Genomic DNA, 16,858 nt, shown 5'->3' with positions numbered 1-16,858 from the left:
AATTAAGCCATGCTATTACTCATCTTTCTTTATTCCTTATAAATTTCCTTCCCACCTCTGCTAAAGAAAAAAGCAGGTAGCGAAACTATCCGCTTACCCGCTCTTCTAAGTTCTTTACACTAACACTCACATCTAGCGTGTGTGCTCCACCAATATACACACCTTTTAATGGTGATATATCACTGTAATCGCGTCCAACTGCAATACGAATATGCTGTTCACCAACGATCGCATTGTTCGTAGGATCAACCCCAAACCATTTTTGTCCTGGTAGTTTTACTTCTAACCAAGCATGTGTAGCGGCATCACCTCGATAAGCGGAATTTTCCCCGATATAGATATATCCGCTAACATAGCGTGCTGGAATTCCACGATAACGACAAAGTGCGAGCATGAGATGAGTGTAATCCTGGCATACCCCAGTTCGATGCTCCAACACTTCATCAGCAGTTGTCATCACATTGGTCGCACCAGATACATACTCCATCGAATTGTAAATGTGTTCATTGAGATTTACTACAAAATCTAGTTCATCTCTAGACTGTGCCCAGATTTCATTTGTTTCTTTCTTCATGGCGTCCTCAGGTATGGTTGTATAATGCCGATCGATCAAGTACTCTGCATAAGCCTGTTTAAAAGAATGAGAGGTTAGCTCCTGCCTTTGCTCAGAAGTCAGTGGGTTTGAAACATCAAACTCTATCGAATTTGTCTCTACTTTCGAGATGGTTTCGATCGATAGAGTTTGATGCTCGCTCCAAATGTAGAAGGTCTCGACGTAATTCCCCCAATAATCCGTATGGCCATACGTTTCACTGACTGGATCGATAATGGCAGTATATTCATGAACAGTTTGCAACTCATCATGAAGTGGACGTAACCTGAACTGATTGATACTTTGTCTCACTGGGCGCTCATATTCATAGCTGTTGGTTTGTGTAACTTCAAATTTCATGGTATCGCTACTTCCCCTAGATAGTATGTTCGCGTAATGTAATGACCGATGGTGCTACATCTACGCTGAAAACTTTGAAGAAAGGCATGAGCATCTTGGTAAAGGACTTCTTCAATGGTAAAATCGATCAAATCGTTCGCTAAGTATTCGAGCTCCTTTGCAAGGGACTCAGAGTAATGCTCAACTTCACCCTCCTCTAATGCAACGAACGCATTGCGCACTTTCTGTATGCAGTAGATCATAGAACGAGGGAAGTCCATGTTGAGGATAAAGAATTCAGCAACATCTTTCGATCTAATAAGCGGTCGATACATTTTGATATAAGCTTCATGACCGCTCACCGATTGAAGCACAGACCACCAATGATGATACTCCACGATTTCTTTATTTTCGTATTGATCTAGATTTTTATGGTAAAAAACATCGAGTATTCGAGCGGTCTTCTCCGCCCTTTCCAAGTGTTTGCCCATCTCCATAAACAAATACGCATCGCCTCTTGGCATTGTTGCCTCTACAATCCCCTGGAAGAAGAGCGATTCTTTTTTAATTGTTTCACAGAACTCGTTTACTTCATCCATTTCCCATCGAGACTTACTATAGCTTTTTAATTTCAAATAGAACGAGTTGATGCTTTCCCATAATTCATTAGGAATAATTTCGCGAACAGCCCTGGCATTTTCTCTTGCCACCGTGATCGCATTCAAGATGGAGTTCGGGTTCTTCATGGAAAACATTAAGAATTCCACAACGCTTCTGTCATCGCATCCCGAATAATTTTCATTGAAAATTTGCTGATAGCCGCCAATTTCGATTAGCTCATACCAGTTTTGGTTATTTTCTTCAGTCGGATTCGCATTTTCTAAACGGCTCGTTAATTTAACAGCTATTAATCTAGCATTGTTTTCTGCTCTTTCTACGTTTCGAGACAACCAATACAATGAATCAGCTACTCTGCTTAACATCGTCATTACTCCTTCCCTTTTATACGTTGGCTGGAGACTCCTCTAGAACCCACGTGTCTTTCGCTCCCCCACCTTGTGAGGAATTGACGACGAGAGAACCTTCTTTTAAGGCTACGCGCGTTAATCCTCCAGGGAATACGTGCGTTTTTTCTCCACCAAAGATGAAGACTCTTAGATCGACATGACATGCAGCAAAGCGATCTCCTTTAAATGCTGGTAATCTTGATAACTTAATCGTAGGCTGTGCGATAAATTCTGATGGGTTCTTCAAGATTTGCTTCCTGTATGCTTCGATTTCTTCTTCAGAAGCATGAGGACCGATCAACATATTGTAACCCCCTGAAGCATTCGTGTGCTTCACAACAAGCTCCGACAGATGATCCAATACATATTCCAATTGATCTTCATACCTCAATAGATAGGTATCTACGTTTTTTACCAAAGGTTCTTCGTTAAGATAATAGCGAATCATATCTGGTACAAAATGATAGATCGCCTTATCATCTGCAACGCCGTTTCCTATTCCGTTGATGATCGATACGTTACCTGCTCGATAAGCATCGACAAGGCCAGGAACACCTAGAAGAGAATCTTCTCTAAATTCAAGTGGATCGAGAAATTCATCATCGATTCTTCTATAGATCACATCGACTTGCTTCAAGCCTCTCGCTGTCTTCATAAAGACTTCACGTTCCCTTACAACGAGATCCCTACCTTCTACGAGTTCAACGCCGGATCTTTGCGCAATGTAACTGTGGTCGTAATAAGCTGAGTTATAAACTCCTGGTGTCAAAAGGACGATGGTTGGATTACTTTTATTCTGAGGTGCAAGAGAAGCCATAGACGAATGCAGATAAGAAAACTGTTGTTCTAGTGATTGAACAGAATATTGATTAAAGAACTCAGGATATACCTTCCTCATCACGTAACGATTTTGGAAAACATACGACAACCCTGAAGGATTTCGAAGGTTATCTTCCAAGACTCGGTACTCGCCACTATCATCACGAATCAAATCAATCCCAGCCATAAAAATATGCTGCCTTCTTGGGAGATCGATTCCTGCCACCTGTTCAAAAAAATGCTGACAGTTAACAACGAGGTCTCGAGGAATCACGCCATCTTTTAATATTTGCTGTTCATGATACACGTCATCTAAAAATGCATTTAGTGCATCAAATCGTTGCATCAACCCACGTTCAAGTTCCGCCCATTCGTCTGGAGGAATGATTTTTGGAACGAAATCGAACGGCATCGTTCGTTCCGTTCCTTCCGTTTCACTGTAGACCGTAAAAGTGATCCCTTGTCTCAAGAAATCACTTTGAGCAAGTTCATACCTCTCTTGTAAATCGTTTGGATCAACACTGTTTAACCTTTCATGGAAAGGTTTACAGTAATCTCTAGGGAGGTGGTCCTTTTGAAGCATCTCATCAAAGAATTCATCAAGTTTGTATGAATTAAACACGATACCTTTTCCTCCTTCTATGTATGATTAGTAAATTACCCATAATTCTTACTTTTCTAACAAATTTCGTTATAAGATAGTCCATATCCTTCAATTACATAGTAGAAAAGAATTGTTTTTTCAAAATTTTACAGATTGAGCAACGATTATTCACTACTAAATCGTTTAAAACATAGACTAGTACAGGCCGTAAAAAAGTGAGGTGGATGAACATGCGTTTCTCAGAAATTGAGCCTGAACGTCTTTCAAGAGATCAAATCACAGCGCTGTTGTTTGATGGATTAGAAGACGATGGAATGAATGGCGATTGTATTCTAGTATTCGGAGCAAGAAGTCTACTACGTGTTAAGAAAGCTGCTGAGTTATATGAAGCAAAACGCGCACCGTATATTCTCGTTTCAGGATCAGGTGCAAGGTGGGGAAACGATGAGACGCCTGAGGCGATCTGGATGAGAGACCAATTGATAAATCGAGGCATTCCATCCGATCGAATTTTGTTAGAGCTTAAAGCAGAAAACACGACTGAGAATGTAATTGCTTCAATGCTGGTCCTTCAACAACGATTTGGATTACATGCGCTCAAAAGGCTATTGATCGTGAGCTCTCCTTACCATATGAAACGTTGTCTATTATCGCTTAAGACCTATATGCCAAAACATATCGCGTATTCGCTTTGCTCTGATGATAGGATAATCGGACAACGCACGAACTGGTGGACCGACCCCAATGAAAAGTCGTATATATTAAAAGAAGTTAAGTCCATCAAAAAGTACGCGGAACTAGGCATCTTGCTAGATGAAGAATGGTAAAAAGAGGGAGGGCAGCTACGTAGCTGCCCTCCCTCTTCAATCATTTCCATTCTTTCCACTTGTTTCGTAGTTGCTCTTTCTTCACTTGCAACAGTGTGCTTCCATCGGCATCCTTTTTTTGCTTCTGCCATTCGTAAAAGCTTGCAACACTAATCAAGGTGAAACCTGCGATTAACAAGTATGCCCACCAAGGCATATTACCCCAATACGGACGAGTTTGAATAAAGAGATTCAAAAGAAGAACACCTATTCCAATTAAGAAATAAGATTTGATCCTGAAGTAAAATCCACTTATAACCGATGCAAGAGATAACCCTCCCGCTATCAACGCATCGTAGATCGTGTTGCTTACAATAGCATCTGTTACGAGTATTGCTGCAACAATTGCAACGACAGTAAGCTCCACCCATTTCACAATATGCTCTTCCTTCTTCCACGTACTTTTCGAAAGAAACACAGTCAATCCGATCCAAGGGAGAACATAGACTTCTGCTACAACATACTGATTGATCTCGATATGTTGAAGCAGCGTATAGTAAGGGATTAGTAAGCTTACAGCACTTAAGCTCTGAACGATGCGCTTCGGATTCAAAGCCGGGACCCTTTTTATCTGTAGGAATACTAAGCTAACGATAAATAAAGCGCACATCTCTTCCGCCCAAAGTGGTGCCTGATTTGTATATTGAACAAGTGGTCCGACGAGTAACAACGCAGCAACCGTATACCAATCGATATGATTCGTAATCATCTCACTCGAACTGAAAGCGTATAGCTGTTTATGGATGAAAAGACCTGAACAAAGAAGCAAGAGTCCTATTGATACATGTAGTACCATCTTTTCTTCTATTGCTTCAAAAGGTAAAAGCTGAACAAACAAGATAACATACAATAACGGAAAAATATTAAAAAGCTGCCATCTCGCTTGATGCATCACATAAAGAAGCACACCTACATAGAGAATCGCTACGGTAAATGAAACAGCTGTTAACTCTTCTTGCAATGTAAATGGTACTAATCCTAGTAACGAAAATGGGACAGCATACCATTTGAACCGTTCTTTCCAACGATCGTTCAACAGAAACCAAAGAGCAAACATAACTGCACTCGATGCAAAACCTGTATAAAGATAAACATCTTCAATTTGAAAGTAATCTACTAATGACATATAGAAAAACGGGAGGATGGAGAAGCCTGCATATAGAAACGTGCGAACCTCCCACTCCTTCGTACGAGAAACAACACTGTATAGGTAGATTAGTAAGGTGATCACAAATAAGATCGGAACGCCAGCGTAGACTCCTACCGAATAATATAAAGCGAGTGGTAAATAGATATGTGCTAAATACACAAACGCATTTTGCACGTAAGGATTCTTCTTAACAATGAAATCTCCTACGATGATTAACACGATACTTCCTGGAATCCATTGATAAATTCCTTGAATCGGAAAGGCTTCAGCAACCGACAAGTATGTTCCTAACGTAGATAAACTAAGGAAATACCAAAGCGATTCTTCTTTCGTTCTTTTAATTAGAAGGAACAAGAAGAGAATCTCACCAAGAAGCAATCCGCTTCGCGTGTATAATTCATTCGTTGAATATACGAGAAGGAATAGAAGTCCTATCGTGTAAGCCGCCTGAGACGTCCAAAAAAAGCTAGCATGGAGTACAGGTTTGTTTTTCCATAAAAATGATATCCCCATGAGAAGAGCAGCACTGACAGCTAAATGAAAAGACAGGCCAAATTCCTCTCGATATAAACCATTCTCAGCCCAAACAGGGTATAAACATAGAAAAGCAACCGCCCATGCAGATGGATAGCAAACGCTCGCAATAGCTCGAAGCCATCGTGGTTCTCCTTTATACACTATTGTTAAAAAGATGATTCCGATGATCCCCATCATACTAGCGTCGATGACCCACTTTTCTGCTAAAACTCCGACCAATACGGCTAGAGATATGGGACCGAACGACAGGAACAGGGCCCCAGACCTTATGACTTTTGTGTATCTCCACTTGTTCCAATAAAACCCTAAGAAGTATAGACTAAGACCCGTTATAAAAAGATGGAGAATAACAACCGTCACGGTCACATCAGTGTATAGTAAATTCAATGTGTATAGGCCTGCAGCCACAAGAAACAATGGTGCTAAAAAGCCAAAAACCTTCAGCTTAGATAGATTAGCAAGATAGATAAAATTCACACTGATCAACACATATCCTGCTATGAGAAGCCAAGAAGGATCGTCGAAACGCAGCAATAATCCTTTATAACTAATAAATAGAAAAGCAGCGACAGAAACGATGCCACTCGTAATCTGAAATGCTTTCTTCATATAGTTATCTTCAAACTTCTCAATCATCTGAAGGCCAATGAAAAGAAATCCGATAAGTGAGTAAAATAGGACATCGATTGACTCAAGAAACGAATTCTCGATGAGCTGGTAGATTCCGTAGACGAAAAGGGCCGTAAATATAAAATGATATTCTTTTTGCTTCCCTATATACACCATCGATAAATATAGCGTCGCCGTTAATAAAACGTTAAAACTATAAAATACCGCTTGATCATAGAATAAAAGCAGCAACAAGGTCGAAAGGACGAGGTTTCCTTGAAGATAAAGCGGTAGCTCCCGTACAAATAGGTGACCCTCTGCTATCTTCCTCGTTCTTACATACATCAGGATTAATAATCCATTGAACAATACGATTCCAAAATAAAACGCATCGATCGTTGGATTGAATTGTTGAATGAAAAACGCCGTACCAATTGTAAGTCCTACATATGAAAACCATACGAACAACCTTGAGTTTTGTCTTATTGCCTGATAGCCGTATAGAGGTAAACAAATCAGCGTTCCAAGCAATCCAAGAAAGTATTTACCTTCACCGCTTATGGACAACCATGCGCCGAACAGTTGAAAGTAGCCCGCTGATAAGATAACGATCGGTAAAAACAAACTCCCAAGAACTAAAAAAGCAAATGCTGTTTTTTCAATCTTTAGCTTATGTCCACTCAGCCAGCTAATACCAAAGAAAAGGAGTGATACTGCAGCGATCAAACCAGTTTTGAGAGTAGAGGTTAGAGCTTCCCACGTACTCGTTGCAAGAACAAGTCCTCCTAAGAGAAGAAACACCACTCCGATGATGAGAATCCACGTAAGGTTCCGGTCACGTATCTCTTGAGCGGATCTCACCTTTATCTGCTTCACCTTTTGTTTTGTCGGCTTTGGACGTTCTTCCAATATCTCCTCGGTAACTTCCTCAACCTCACGATGCTCCTCAAGCTCTATGAAACGCGTGTATGCCTCTGACACGTGTTCGTAAGTCCTCTCAGAAATGAAGTCACTTTGTTTCAGCCTGCTTAACTCTCCTTTAAATGCAGCCTGTCTCTCCTTCTCATCCATGCGCCTCCCCCCTAACGGCAATATCTTCCTCTTTAATGATTCTATTTACTCATACCGCTTGTTATTTCGCAATAGTCTAAAAACTATCTGAAATACAAAAAACTGCCGCAGTTAATCGGCAGTTTCGTTGAGGTTCACGTTTCCTTCACAGCGCTCAAGCATTCTCTTGGATACCTGAAATCACCATTTCTTTATAAAATCCATCTTTCTTAAGCAGTTCTTCATGAGACCCTTTTTCAAGAATTTCCCCTTGATGTAACACAAGGATCTGATCTGCCCGCTGAATCGTATTCAATCGGTGGGCGATGACAAAGCTCGTTCTCCCTTCCATCAACTTCCACAGCGCTCGCTGGATCTGTATTTCTGTTCTCGTATCGATACTACTCGTGGCTTCGTCTAAAATTAAGATCGCAGGATCCGCTAGCACAGCCCGTGCAATCGATAATAACTGCCTTTGTCCATGGCTGATTCCTCCCCCATCTTGCTTTAGAACAGTGTGATATCCATTGGGGAGCTTCGAGATAAAGGAATGAGCATTCGCTATCCTCGCAGCATTTCTAACCTCTTCATCCGTTGCTTCTAACCGACCATAACGGATGTTTTCTAATATACTTTCTTCAAATAATAGCGTATCTTGCAAAACAAACCCCATATTACCTCGTAAACTATCTCTTGTTATTGACGTGATCTCTTTTCCGTCAATTTCAATCGTTCCTTCATCAATCTCATAAAATCTCATGAGTAAGTTTACGATCGTTGTTTTGCCAGCTCCAGTCGGTCCAACGATCGCTACTGATTCACCTGGTTGTGCCGAGAAGGTTATGCCCTTCAGCGTATCTTGGTCTTTTTCATATCCAAACGAAACCCCTCGAAAAGAAACGTGACCCACTACGTCTGTTAATACAGTTGCGTCATTGCGATCTCTTTGTTCTTCCTTTTCATCCAGAACTACAAAAACCCTTTCAGCCCCAGCAACTGCAGAGAGTATCGTATTAAACTGATTCGCTAGATCATTTAAAGGTCTTGTAAACTGTCTTGAATACTGAATGAAAGCAACGATTACTCCGATTGTGACTAACCCTTCAAGCGCAAGCCACCCTCCTGCTGCTGCGATCAATACGAAGCTTAAATTGTTCAACACGTTCATTAGCTTTGGAATAAAACCTGAATATGTTAATGCCCAAAAGCCTGATTTTCGCAACTCTTCACTTTCTTTTGCAAACTGCTTTTTCACTCTTTCTTCTTGTGAAAAGGTTTTTACGATCTGTTGACCTGAAATCGTTTCTTCGATGACGCCGTTTAACGTTCCCAAATTACGCTGCTGTTCTTTAAAATAATATCCAGTACGCTTCGTTATCCATTTCATACCAAGGAACATGAGAGGAATGATTGTAAACGTGATTAAGGTTAGCAGCGGACTCAACCAAATCATGATAGCTACTGTACCGATCAATGTTAAAACACTAGAGAAGATTTGAATGACGGAGCTGTTTAACGTTTTGCTTACATTCTCGATATCATTCGTTAGCCGGCTCATAAGCTCGCCGTGTGTCTTCTTATCAAAATAAGGAATAGGAAGGCGCTGGAAGTGATGAAAAAGATCTTTTCTCATATATAAAACCGTTTTTTGTGCGATGCCGATCATCCAGAAATTCTGTAAATAGGTGACGATCGACTGAAGAAAATAAATTCCGATCAACACGAATAGAAGAGGTAGCAGACCATTTAAGTCCCCCTTAACTAAATAATCGTCGATCGCCACACTAGTTAAGTAAGGACCGAGTAGACCAAAGACCGAGCTCATCAGAACAAGCAAAAGGACCAAAGATAGGAGACCTTTCTTCACAGATAGATAGCTCCAGATTCTTTTCATAGTTCCTTTTATGTCATCAGGCCTCTTCTTACTTTTAAGATGTCCTCTCGGCATGATCTACCTCCTCACCGTACTGCGAAGAATAAATATCCTGGTACGTTTCATTTTCACTTAGCAGCCTCATGTGTGTTCCCTTCCCTACCACTTCTCCATCGTCGAGCACGATGATTTGATCGGCATCTTTCACAGAACTTATCTTCTGTGCGATCAGTAAGATGAGCCCTTGAAATTTACTGTTTCTAAGAGAGTCTTGTAATTTCGCTTCAGTTTTTAAATCCAGTGCACTGGTGCTATCATCTAGAATTAATATTTCAGGATTTCGAATGAGAGCTCTCGCAATAGACAGCCGTTGTTTTTGACCGCCTGAGAGATTGACACCTTTTTGACCGAGCTCCGTTTCATACTTCTTTGGAAGCGTCATAATAAACTCGTGAATTTGAGCTGTTTTTGCAGCCTCGACGATTTCTTCCATCGTTGCATCCTCTTTGCCCCACCGAATGTTTTCACCGATCGTATCACTGAAAAGCATCACTTCTTGAGGAACGACTCCAATCGCTCTTCTAAGCTCTTCAACCTGTATTTCGTTTAAATGGACTCCGTTCCATTTGATTTCACCTGAATCTGGTTCGTAAAGGCGTGGGATAAGCTGTATTAGCGAAGTCTTCCCAGTCCCTGTAGAACCTAAAATACCAATGAATTGCCCTCGCTTTAAACTAAAAGTAATATCCTTTAACACCTTTGTATCAGGGTATGAGAAATGGATGTTCGAAAATTCTAATGTGCGTAGAGGCAACGACAAAGGCTTGCTAGAGCCCTGAGTATCTGTCTCTGTCGCAAAGACCTCATCCATACGATGAACAGAAGCTCTAGCACGTGAAAGAATCATTAAGATGAAAGAAAACATCGAGAGCGCAACCGTTATCCGTGTGCCATAGGTAATGATAGCAGCAACATCTCCAACTCTCGTACTTCCACCGATAATTTTGACCCCTCCAAACCAAATAACAGCTACGATCGCAATGTTCATAATGATCAATAATACGGGTGTCGCTAGTTCGATCAGTCGTAAAGAAGCCACGTTTCGGTCAAACAGATCGTCATTCACTACTTTGAACCGATCTTGTTCGTATCTGCTTCGCCTTAGCGCTTTTATTAAACGAATGCCTACTAAATTCTCTCTCATCACGCCGTTCACTCGATCAAGCTTCTCCTGCACGAGTGCGAATAAAGCGATTCCTTTTTTCATGACATAAAAGAGAAAGGCGATAACGATCGGTATAGCGACCGTTAACAAAAGAGCAATTTGCCAATCTACAATAAGAGCCATCACAATCCCCCCTACAACAAGAAGAGGTGCTCTCACCATAATTCGAAGTCCCATAAAAATAACAAGCTGGACCTGGTTCACATCATTCGTAAGCCTTGTGATAAGAGAAGATGTTGGAAAACGATTGAAATCGATAAAAGAGAACGATTGAATCTTTTCAAACAGCGCCTCCCTCAAATCATACGCGAATTGCTGACTGACATAAGAGGCAAGGTACGTATTGATGATCGAGGTAATAAAAGAAAAAATCGTAAGACCGAGCATGAATAACCCGACTGATTTAATGACAGATAGGTCCCTCTCTATAATGCCGTTATCGATGATGTCGGCCATTAATAGAGGTAACCACAGTTCGACCGCTAGCTCCACAAGCATTAGTAAAGCAGCGATGATCGCAGCCTTACGATAAGGATAAATAAAAGAAAAAATTTTGCGCATGACCCCTCCAAAACACTCTGACATCTCTTACACTTTACCATATTTTTCAGAATATTTAGGGCTACGAAAATTATGACACCAAAAAAAAGAAACCGGCTAAAAAGCCGATCCCTTACCTATTACTTTTAGAAACCATCAGTTCGAGCTCACCCTCAAGTTCAAACTCATTCATAGTCGATGGGATGATAAAATGATCTCCTTGTTTTATAAAGTGTGAAGAACCTCCTGAAGAAATTTCACCTTCACCACTCAATACGCTTACTAATAAGTAGCGTGCATCCAGTTTATTCGTAAATACCCCATCGATCTCCCAATGATACACTGTAAAATAAGTAGAGTCGATCAGCTTTGTTTGCCTTAATCCTTCTTGATTTGAAACGATTGGTTCAAACTCAGGATCACGATGAGGGATTGTAGAAACTTCTTTGGATCTCTCGATATGAAGCTCGCGCTTATTGCCTTGATCATCCGTACGATCATAGTCATAAACACGATACGTCGTATCAGAACTCTGTTGCGTTTCAAGAATCATCGTTCCTGCTCCAATCGCATGGATCGTACCACTCGGAACAAAATAGAATTGCCCTGGCTCGATCGGAACACGTCGAAGCAAGCTATCCCACTCTCCATTATCGATCATCTCTGTAAACTCCGATTTTGTTTTAGCATGGTGACCAAAGATAAGCTCAGCACCAGGGTCACAATCGATGATATACCAGCATTCCGTCTTACCGTATGCTTCATTTTCAACGTTCCTCGCGTATGTATCGTCGGGATGAACCTGTACAGATAAATCACGATTTGCATCCAAAATTTTCACTAATAATGGAAAGTGATCTCCCTCTTCATCTCCGAATAAATTTCGATGTTCATCCCATATGTTGTTCAATGTTTGACCTTCGAGAGGTCCGTTCTTAATTTCACATGGTCCATTCTGATGAGCGGAAATCCCCCAGCATTCACCAGTTGTTTCAGACGGGATATCATAGCCAAAAATATCATTAAGCTTAGTGCCACCCCAGATTCGATCTTTGAATTCAGGTTTTAGAAAAAGCGGTTCATGTTGATACACAATTATTCCTCCTCATTTTGTTCTTAGTTCTTTTCGTTTATTCCAGCCATAGCAGCTCCAATCAATCCTGCATGATCTCCTAGGACCGCAGGCTCGATGACTACTTTTCCACGTAACCCTTCATATAGATAGCCGTCCACTTTTTTTCTAAGGAGCGAGAACAGCTCGTTTTGGGCATTCATTACGCCTCCACCAAGGATAAATACTGATGGGTCAAGTGTATGAACAAGGTTTGCGATTCCGATGGCAAGTGCATCCATCGCTTCACTTATGATCGCGATAGCAGCTTGGTTCCCTTCATCCGCCATGGCGAAGACCTCTTTTGCTCCGCCCTCAATTCCAAGCCTCGCCTTGCCCTCTCTACCGATTGCAGTTCCAGAAGCCAATGCTTCGAGGGAACCTGCATTCATATTAGCATGCTTCGGACCATTCAGCTTGATGATCATGTTTCCGATTTCTGCACCATAGCCATGTTCTCCTTGCACGATCTTATTCTGTAACACGTATCCTCCGCCTACTCCAGTACTGACCGTAATGTAAAAGGAACTTTGTTTGCCCTTTCCCGCTCCATACATCGCTTCACCTAGAGCAGCGGCGTCAGCATCATTTATTAGGAGAGTTGGAATACTCACTTCTTTCTGAACGATTTCCGTAATCGGAACATCCTTCCACCCTGGCAGGTTAGGTGGTGACATAACGATACCGTCGAAAGGATTTAACGGTCCAGGTGACCCAATCCCTATTGTTTCTACTTTATAAGTATCGGTCAACTCTTTTATCAAGTCGATCATTCTTGCGATAATAGAAGTGTAGCCAGACGTCGCGATCGTAGGGATTTGCCTGACTTGAAGTAAATGTCCTTGTTCATCTGTTACGCCAACTCGAAGGTTCGTTCCTCCTAAATCTATACCCATATAGTAGTTTCCCAAAATATCCCCTCCTGCCATTTCTTATTTTTATATGCTACCATGAATTGCGAAAAGATATAGCACGTATTTACAATTCTTTCAATAACCATCACACATCGTCATAAATTGCTAAATTTTGAAAAATTTCTAGGAATTTCGTTGACTACTAGTAGTGCTCTGATAAACTATTATTAAACTAACAAATTAGGTGACAAACATGGTATTTGACGGTATTTTACTAGCCATTCTCATTGGTTTCCTAAGAAAAGGGAGCTTAAAAGGCTTTGCGTATTTATCCTTCCGCGCTGGGTGGATATTCCCACTCTTACTTCTGATCGAGATAGGAGTTTTTGTCTATCAATCTTCCTATGCATGGATTGGAAAGTATAGTGGAGTACTATTTATGCTGATCTACGTCGTCGGCATGGCTTTTCTGTGGTTAAACCGCAAGATGAACATTGGTATTCCAATCCTATTGCTAGGTGTATTACTAAACTTTATCGTCATGGCACTGAATGGCGGTCGAATGCCAGTATCACTAGAAGCTGCTGCCATATTAGATCCTGCATATGCAAGCGCTATCCAAAACGGGTTATATGGAAAGCATGCAGTCCTTACCGATTCAACGTTATTAGGATTCCTTGGCGATGTGATACCAATAACCGACCCTTATCCAAAAGATCAGGTGATCAGCTTTGGCGACATCGTCATGAATATAGGTATTTTTATCTTTATACAGCGAGTCATGGTAAAGAATCGACATCCAGAAGGTTCATCTTCCGCGACTAAGACGCTGTCTACTTAAAGGAGGTGACAGCATGGAAAGAAAAGAAGGCATTAAGCTAACTGGTATCATCGTTAATATTGCTATTATTTCTACCGCCTTAATCGCACTAACTTCTGGATTTAAATTAGTTTAATTGATGAAGAGGAGCACCCCGTGCTCCTCCAACTTCAAACTAAATTTAAATGAGAGTGGTGGAAACATGAAGGGCATATTTCAAAATAACAACTACCTAGTGAACGTATACCTTAGCGCGGTATCTGTTGCTGGAATCTTATTATACATCTCAAGCTACTCTATGACGCCACTTAAATGGAGTCTGGCCTTCACGTTTATTACTGCGATTCTCCTCCTAAACCACTATACGATTTTGTTGCCTCCAAGCGGTAACTCCTTATCTATGGATTCAGCGATTTACCTGGCAATTCTGTTTGTATTTGGTTTAGATATGTCGCTTACAATCTTACTATTCACTTCTCTTATCTATGCTGTGTATCAAAAGCAGGTCGTTTGGTGGAAACACCTCTTTAACTTTTCGATCTACGTTATCATGATCGTCAGCACGTATCATTCTTTTTTATTAACCGGTGGAGAACTCAGTTCAATAACGGTTTTAAATATTTCTTCATACCTTGCGTCTTTTAGCGTTTACTTTCTCTTAAACGTATTATTTATCGGTCTATTTTTTCTTTTAACTCAAACTCAGAGCTTATTCATGGTGATTAAAGGAATGCTAAAAGAAACAATATCAAGCTATCTGATCACCCTCGTACTTTCATTGATACTTGTACTATTAATGAAGCAACAGGTGTTTCTGGGTATTTTTCTATTTACGCTCGTAGCGATCCTTTTATCTGTCTCATTTAAACAGTACTTTCAGCTTTACCAGGAAGTTTCAGAGAAGGCAGATATGGATCACTTAACGGAATTATATAACCATGGTTATTTTAAGAATTTATTAGAAAAAGAGATCGATAAAGCTAAACGATCAGGGGAGGCTCTTTCACTCGGCCTATTGGATTTAGATGATTTTAAGAAATACAATGATCTTCACGGTCACTTGCAGGGTGATCGTTTACTCAAGCATTTCGGTGCTGAAATGAAGAGGATGGCCAAGTCAGATTTCACTGTGGCAAGATATGGCGGCGAAGAATTCGCGGTGTTGATGCCTGGGCTATCTCAGCTAGAAGCTTATCGTTTTATTAATCAGCTGAGAAAACAAGTCAACGATATCTACTTTGAAGGAGTCGAGGTTCTCCCTCATGGCTGCCTATCTTTCTCAGCAGGCGTGATCGAATACAGCCTTGAGCTCTATAATTCAACTGAAATGATTGAAAAAGCCGATCAGGCGATGTACTTTGCGAAAACAAAAGGAAAGAATAACGTGTCCCTCTACGATACTGAAAATCTTCCTGTGGACACGTTTCAATATCAACAGGAAATGGACCACCTTGAACAGCAGCTACGTATCTTCTTATATAAAGATGTCTATACGTATCGTCACAGTAGACGAGTTTATGAGTATGCCATTCAATTCAGCAACAAGTTAAACCTGAATATGGCAGACCGCAAAACGCTCATTATGGGAGCTCTTATACATGATATAGGAAAGTTAGAAATCCCGAGAGATGTGATCAATAAAAAAGGGAAGCTTACAAAAGAAGAATGGGAAATGGTTCAAAAACACGTGATCTGGGGAAGAGAAATCGTTTCTACCGACCGAGAGCTTCACGACCTGCTGCCTCTTGTCGAACTGCATCATGAACGCTTCGATGGAAAGGGATATCCATATGGAATGAGCGGCTATGAGATTCCTAGACTCGTTCGTATGCTGACTGTAATCGACTCGTTCGATGCAATGACAACCGAACGACCTTATCAGGAAACGAAATCTTTCTCGGAAGCAATCGATGAATTAAAGAGTTGCTCAGGGTCTCAATTTGATCCACAGCTTGTTGAAGCTTTCATCGAAGTGATCGAAGAGTCTCCAACACTAGATACGGGTAAGATTGACCAAGAACAGCCTGTACAGGCAAACCCATAAAAAAAGCAGAGCATGAGCGCTCTGCTTTTTTTATATCTTTTAAACTTTTGCTTCTGCTATCGTATTGATCATGATTCGAATGGAATCTCGAATACTATTGAACGGAAACCCTGTATGAGCAGAATGGTGTAACGTCATTTCAAAAGTCGGTGGCACATGCACGAATCCTGCTGGCGTGTCGATGTTATTCTGTTCAAGAACATGAAGCACACTGTACATAACGTTATTACATAAGTACGTCCCTGCCGTATTAGAAATCTCTGCAGGTATTCCATTTTGCAAGAGAGCATCCGTCATTCGTTTGATAGGCAACGTTGAAAAGTATGCGGCTGGGCCGCCTTCTACAATTGGTTCATCTTCAGGAGCGTTCCCTGTGTTGTCCTCAACACTATCGTTCACATTGATCGCAATTCGTTCAGGTGTAATCTTTGTACGATCTGCGGCTAAACCAAGCATGATGATCGCACTTGGCTTACATTCTTCCACATACGTGAGCAATCTTTCAGAAGCCTGTTTAAAATCGACTGGCAATACACGCCCGATAATCTCAAATCCTCCAACCATTTCTTCATCCATCTCACGAACAATGGATTCAGTAGGATTATGTCGATGTTCAAGAAAAGGTTCAAACCCTGTTAATAATAACCTATCCATTCTATTCGCCCCTTTCATCTTGGGGTCAGGCACTTACCAGTCCCCCAATAAATAAAATTAAGAAAACAAGTGAAAGGCCTACAAGAAACGTAATTCCCAGCTTTCGTATAGCAGGCGGGAATCGTTCCGTCATCGGAACTCGAATAAGAAAGATTAAAATTGCT

General features: G+C 41.0%; 12 protein-coding genes. 3 read left to right on the top strand and 9 right to left on the bottom strand.

Annotated elements, in window-relative coordinates:
* Positions 1-85: 85 nt before the first annotated feature.
* The 3 genes from ACXADT_RS06360 to ACXADT_RS06350 are packed head-to-tail and all read right to left on the bottom strand — an operon-like array spanning position 86 to position 3,379.
* On the bottom strand, positions 86-952 hold the full coding sequence (locus tag ACXADT_RS06360) for a transglutaminase family protein (RefSeq protein WP_270180151.1): 867 nt from the start codon (positions 950-952) through the stop codon (positions 86-88).
* A complete protein-coding gene (locus tag ACXADT_RS06355) occupies positions 949-1,914 on the bottom strand; it encodes an alpha-E domain-containing protein (protein ID WP_474833769.1) in 966 nt (321 codons plus the stop codon). Before ACXADT_RS06355 ends, ACXADT_RS06360 begins: the two co-directional genes overlap by 4 nt.
* A gap of 19 nt (positions 1,915-1,933) precedes the next feature.
* Complete coding sequence (locus ACXADT_RS06350; RefSeq protein WP_474833767.1) at positions 1,934-3,379, bottom strand: circularly permuted type 2 ATP-grasp protein; 1,446 nt, start codon at positions 3,377-3,379, stop codon at positions 1,934-1,936.
* A 212-nt stretch (positions 3,380-3,591) separates the two neighbouring features.
* On the opposite strand from ACXADT_RS06350, the gene ACXADT_RS06345 reads away from it, so the two are divergent.
* A complete protein-coding gene (locus ACXADT_RS06345) occupies positions 3,592-4,188 on the top strand; it encodes a YdcF family protein (RefSeq protein WP_270180154.1) in 597 nt (198 codons plus the stop codon).
* 40 nt (positions 4,189-4,228) lie between these two features.
* On the opposite strand, the gene ACXADT_RS06340 is transcribed toward ACXADT_RS06345, so the two are convergent.
* The 5 genes from ACXADT_RS06340 to ACXADT_RS06320 form a co-directional block, all read right to left on the bottom strand.
* The gene (locus ACXADT_RS06340; protein WP_474833764.1) at positions 4,229-7,594 is read right to left on the bottom strand and encodes a hypothetical protein; all 3,366 of its coding nucleotides are present in this window, start codon (positions 7,592-7,594) and stop codon (positions 4,229-4,231) included.
* Between the two features lie 154 nt (positions 7,595-7,748).
* On the bottom strand, positions 7,749-9,521 hold the full coding sequence (locus tag ACXADT_RS06335; protein ID WP_270180156.1) for an ABC transporter ATP-binding protein: 1,773 nt from the start codon (positions 9,519-9,521) through the stop codon (positions 7,749-7,751).
* The gene (locus tag ACXADT_RS06330) at positions 9,502-11,232 is read right to left on the bottom strand and encodes an ABC transporter ATP-binding protein (protein WP_474833762.1); all 1,731 of its coding nucleotides are present in this window, start codon (positions 11,230-11,232) and stop codon (positions 9,502-9,504) included. The genes ACXADT_RS06335 and ACXADT_RS06330 overlap by 20 nt, the downstream gene beginning before the upstream one ends.
* Before the next feature lie 112 nt (positions 11,233-11,344).
* Positions 11,345-12,304: a mannose-6-phosphate isomerase, class I gene (manA, locus tag ACXADT_RS06325; protein ID WP_474810427.1), complete on the bottom strand. Its 960-nt coding sequence runs from the start codon at positions 12,302-12,304 to the stop codon at positions 11,345-11,347.
* Between the two features lie 23 nt (positions 12,305-12,327).
* Positions 12,328-13,233, bottom strand: a complete 906-nt coding sequence (locus tag ACXADT_RS06320) for an ROK family protein (protein ID WP_474833760.1) — start codon at positions 13,231-13,233, stop codon at positions 12,328-12,330.
* A gap of 196 nt (positions 13,234-13,429) precedes the next feature.
* Here ACXADT_RS06320 and ACXADT_RS06315 point away from each other — a divergent pair, with 196 nt between their 5' ends.
* Together ACXADT_RS06315 and ACXADT_RS06310 are read left to right on the top strand one after the other, a co-directional pair.
* Positions 13,430-14,017, top strand: coding sequence for a DUF5317 domain-containing protein (locus ACXADT_RS06315; RefSeq protein ID WP_474810425.1), 588 nt, complete (start codon positions 13,430-13,432; stop codon positions 14,015-14,017).
* A gap of 181 nt (positions 14,018-14,198) precedes the next feature.
* On the top strand, positions 14,199-16,040 hold the full coding sequence (locus ACXADT_RS06310; protein ID WP_270180161.1) for a bifunctional diguanylate cyclase/phosphohydrolase: 1,842 nt from the start codon (positions 14,199-14,201) through the stop codon (positions 16,038-16,040).
* Positions 16,041-16,079: 39 nt separating this feature from the next.
* On the opposite strand, the gene pcp is transcribed toward ACXADT_RS06310, so the two are convergent.
* On the bottom strand, positions 16,080-16,694 hold the full coding sequence (gene pcp / locus ACXADT_RS06305) for a pyroglutamyl-peptidase I (RefSeq protein WP_474810423.1): 615 nt from the start codon (positions 16,692-16,694) through the stop codon (positions 16,080-16,082).
* Positions 16,695-16,858: the final 164 nt, after the last annotated feature.

It is taken from the genome of Anaerobacillus sp. ABR4_321 (assembly GCF_056158505.1).
The sequence above is the reverse complement of the archived record's forward strand: the minus strand, read 5'-3'. Positions and strand labels throughout refer to the sequence as shown.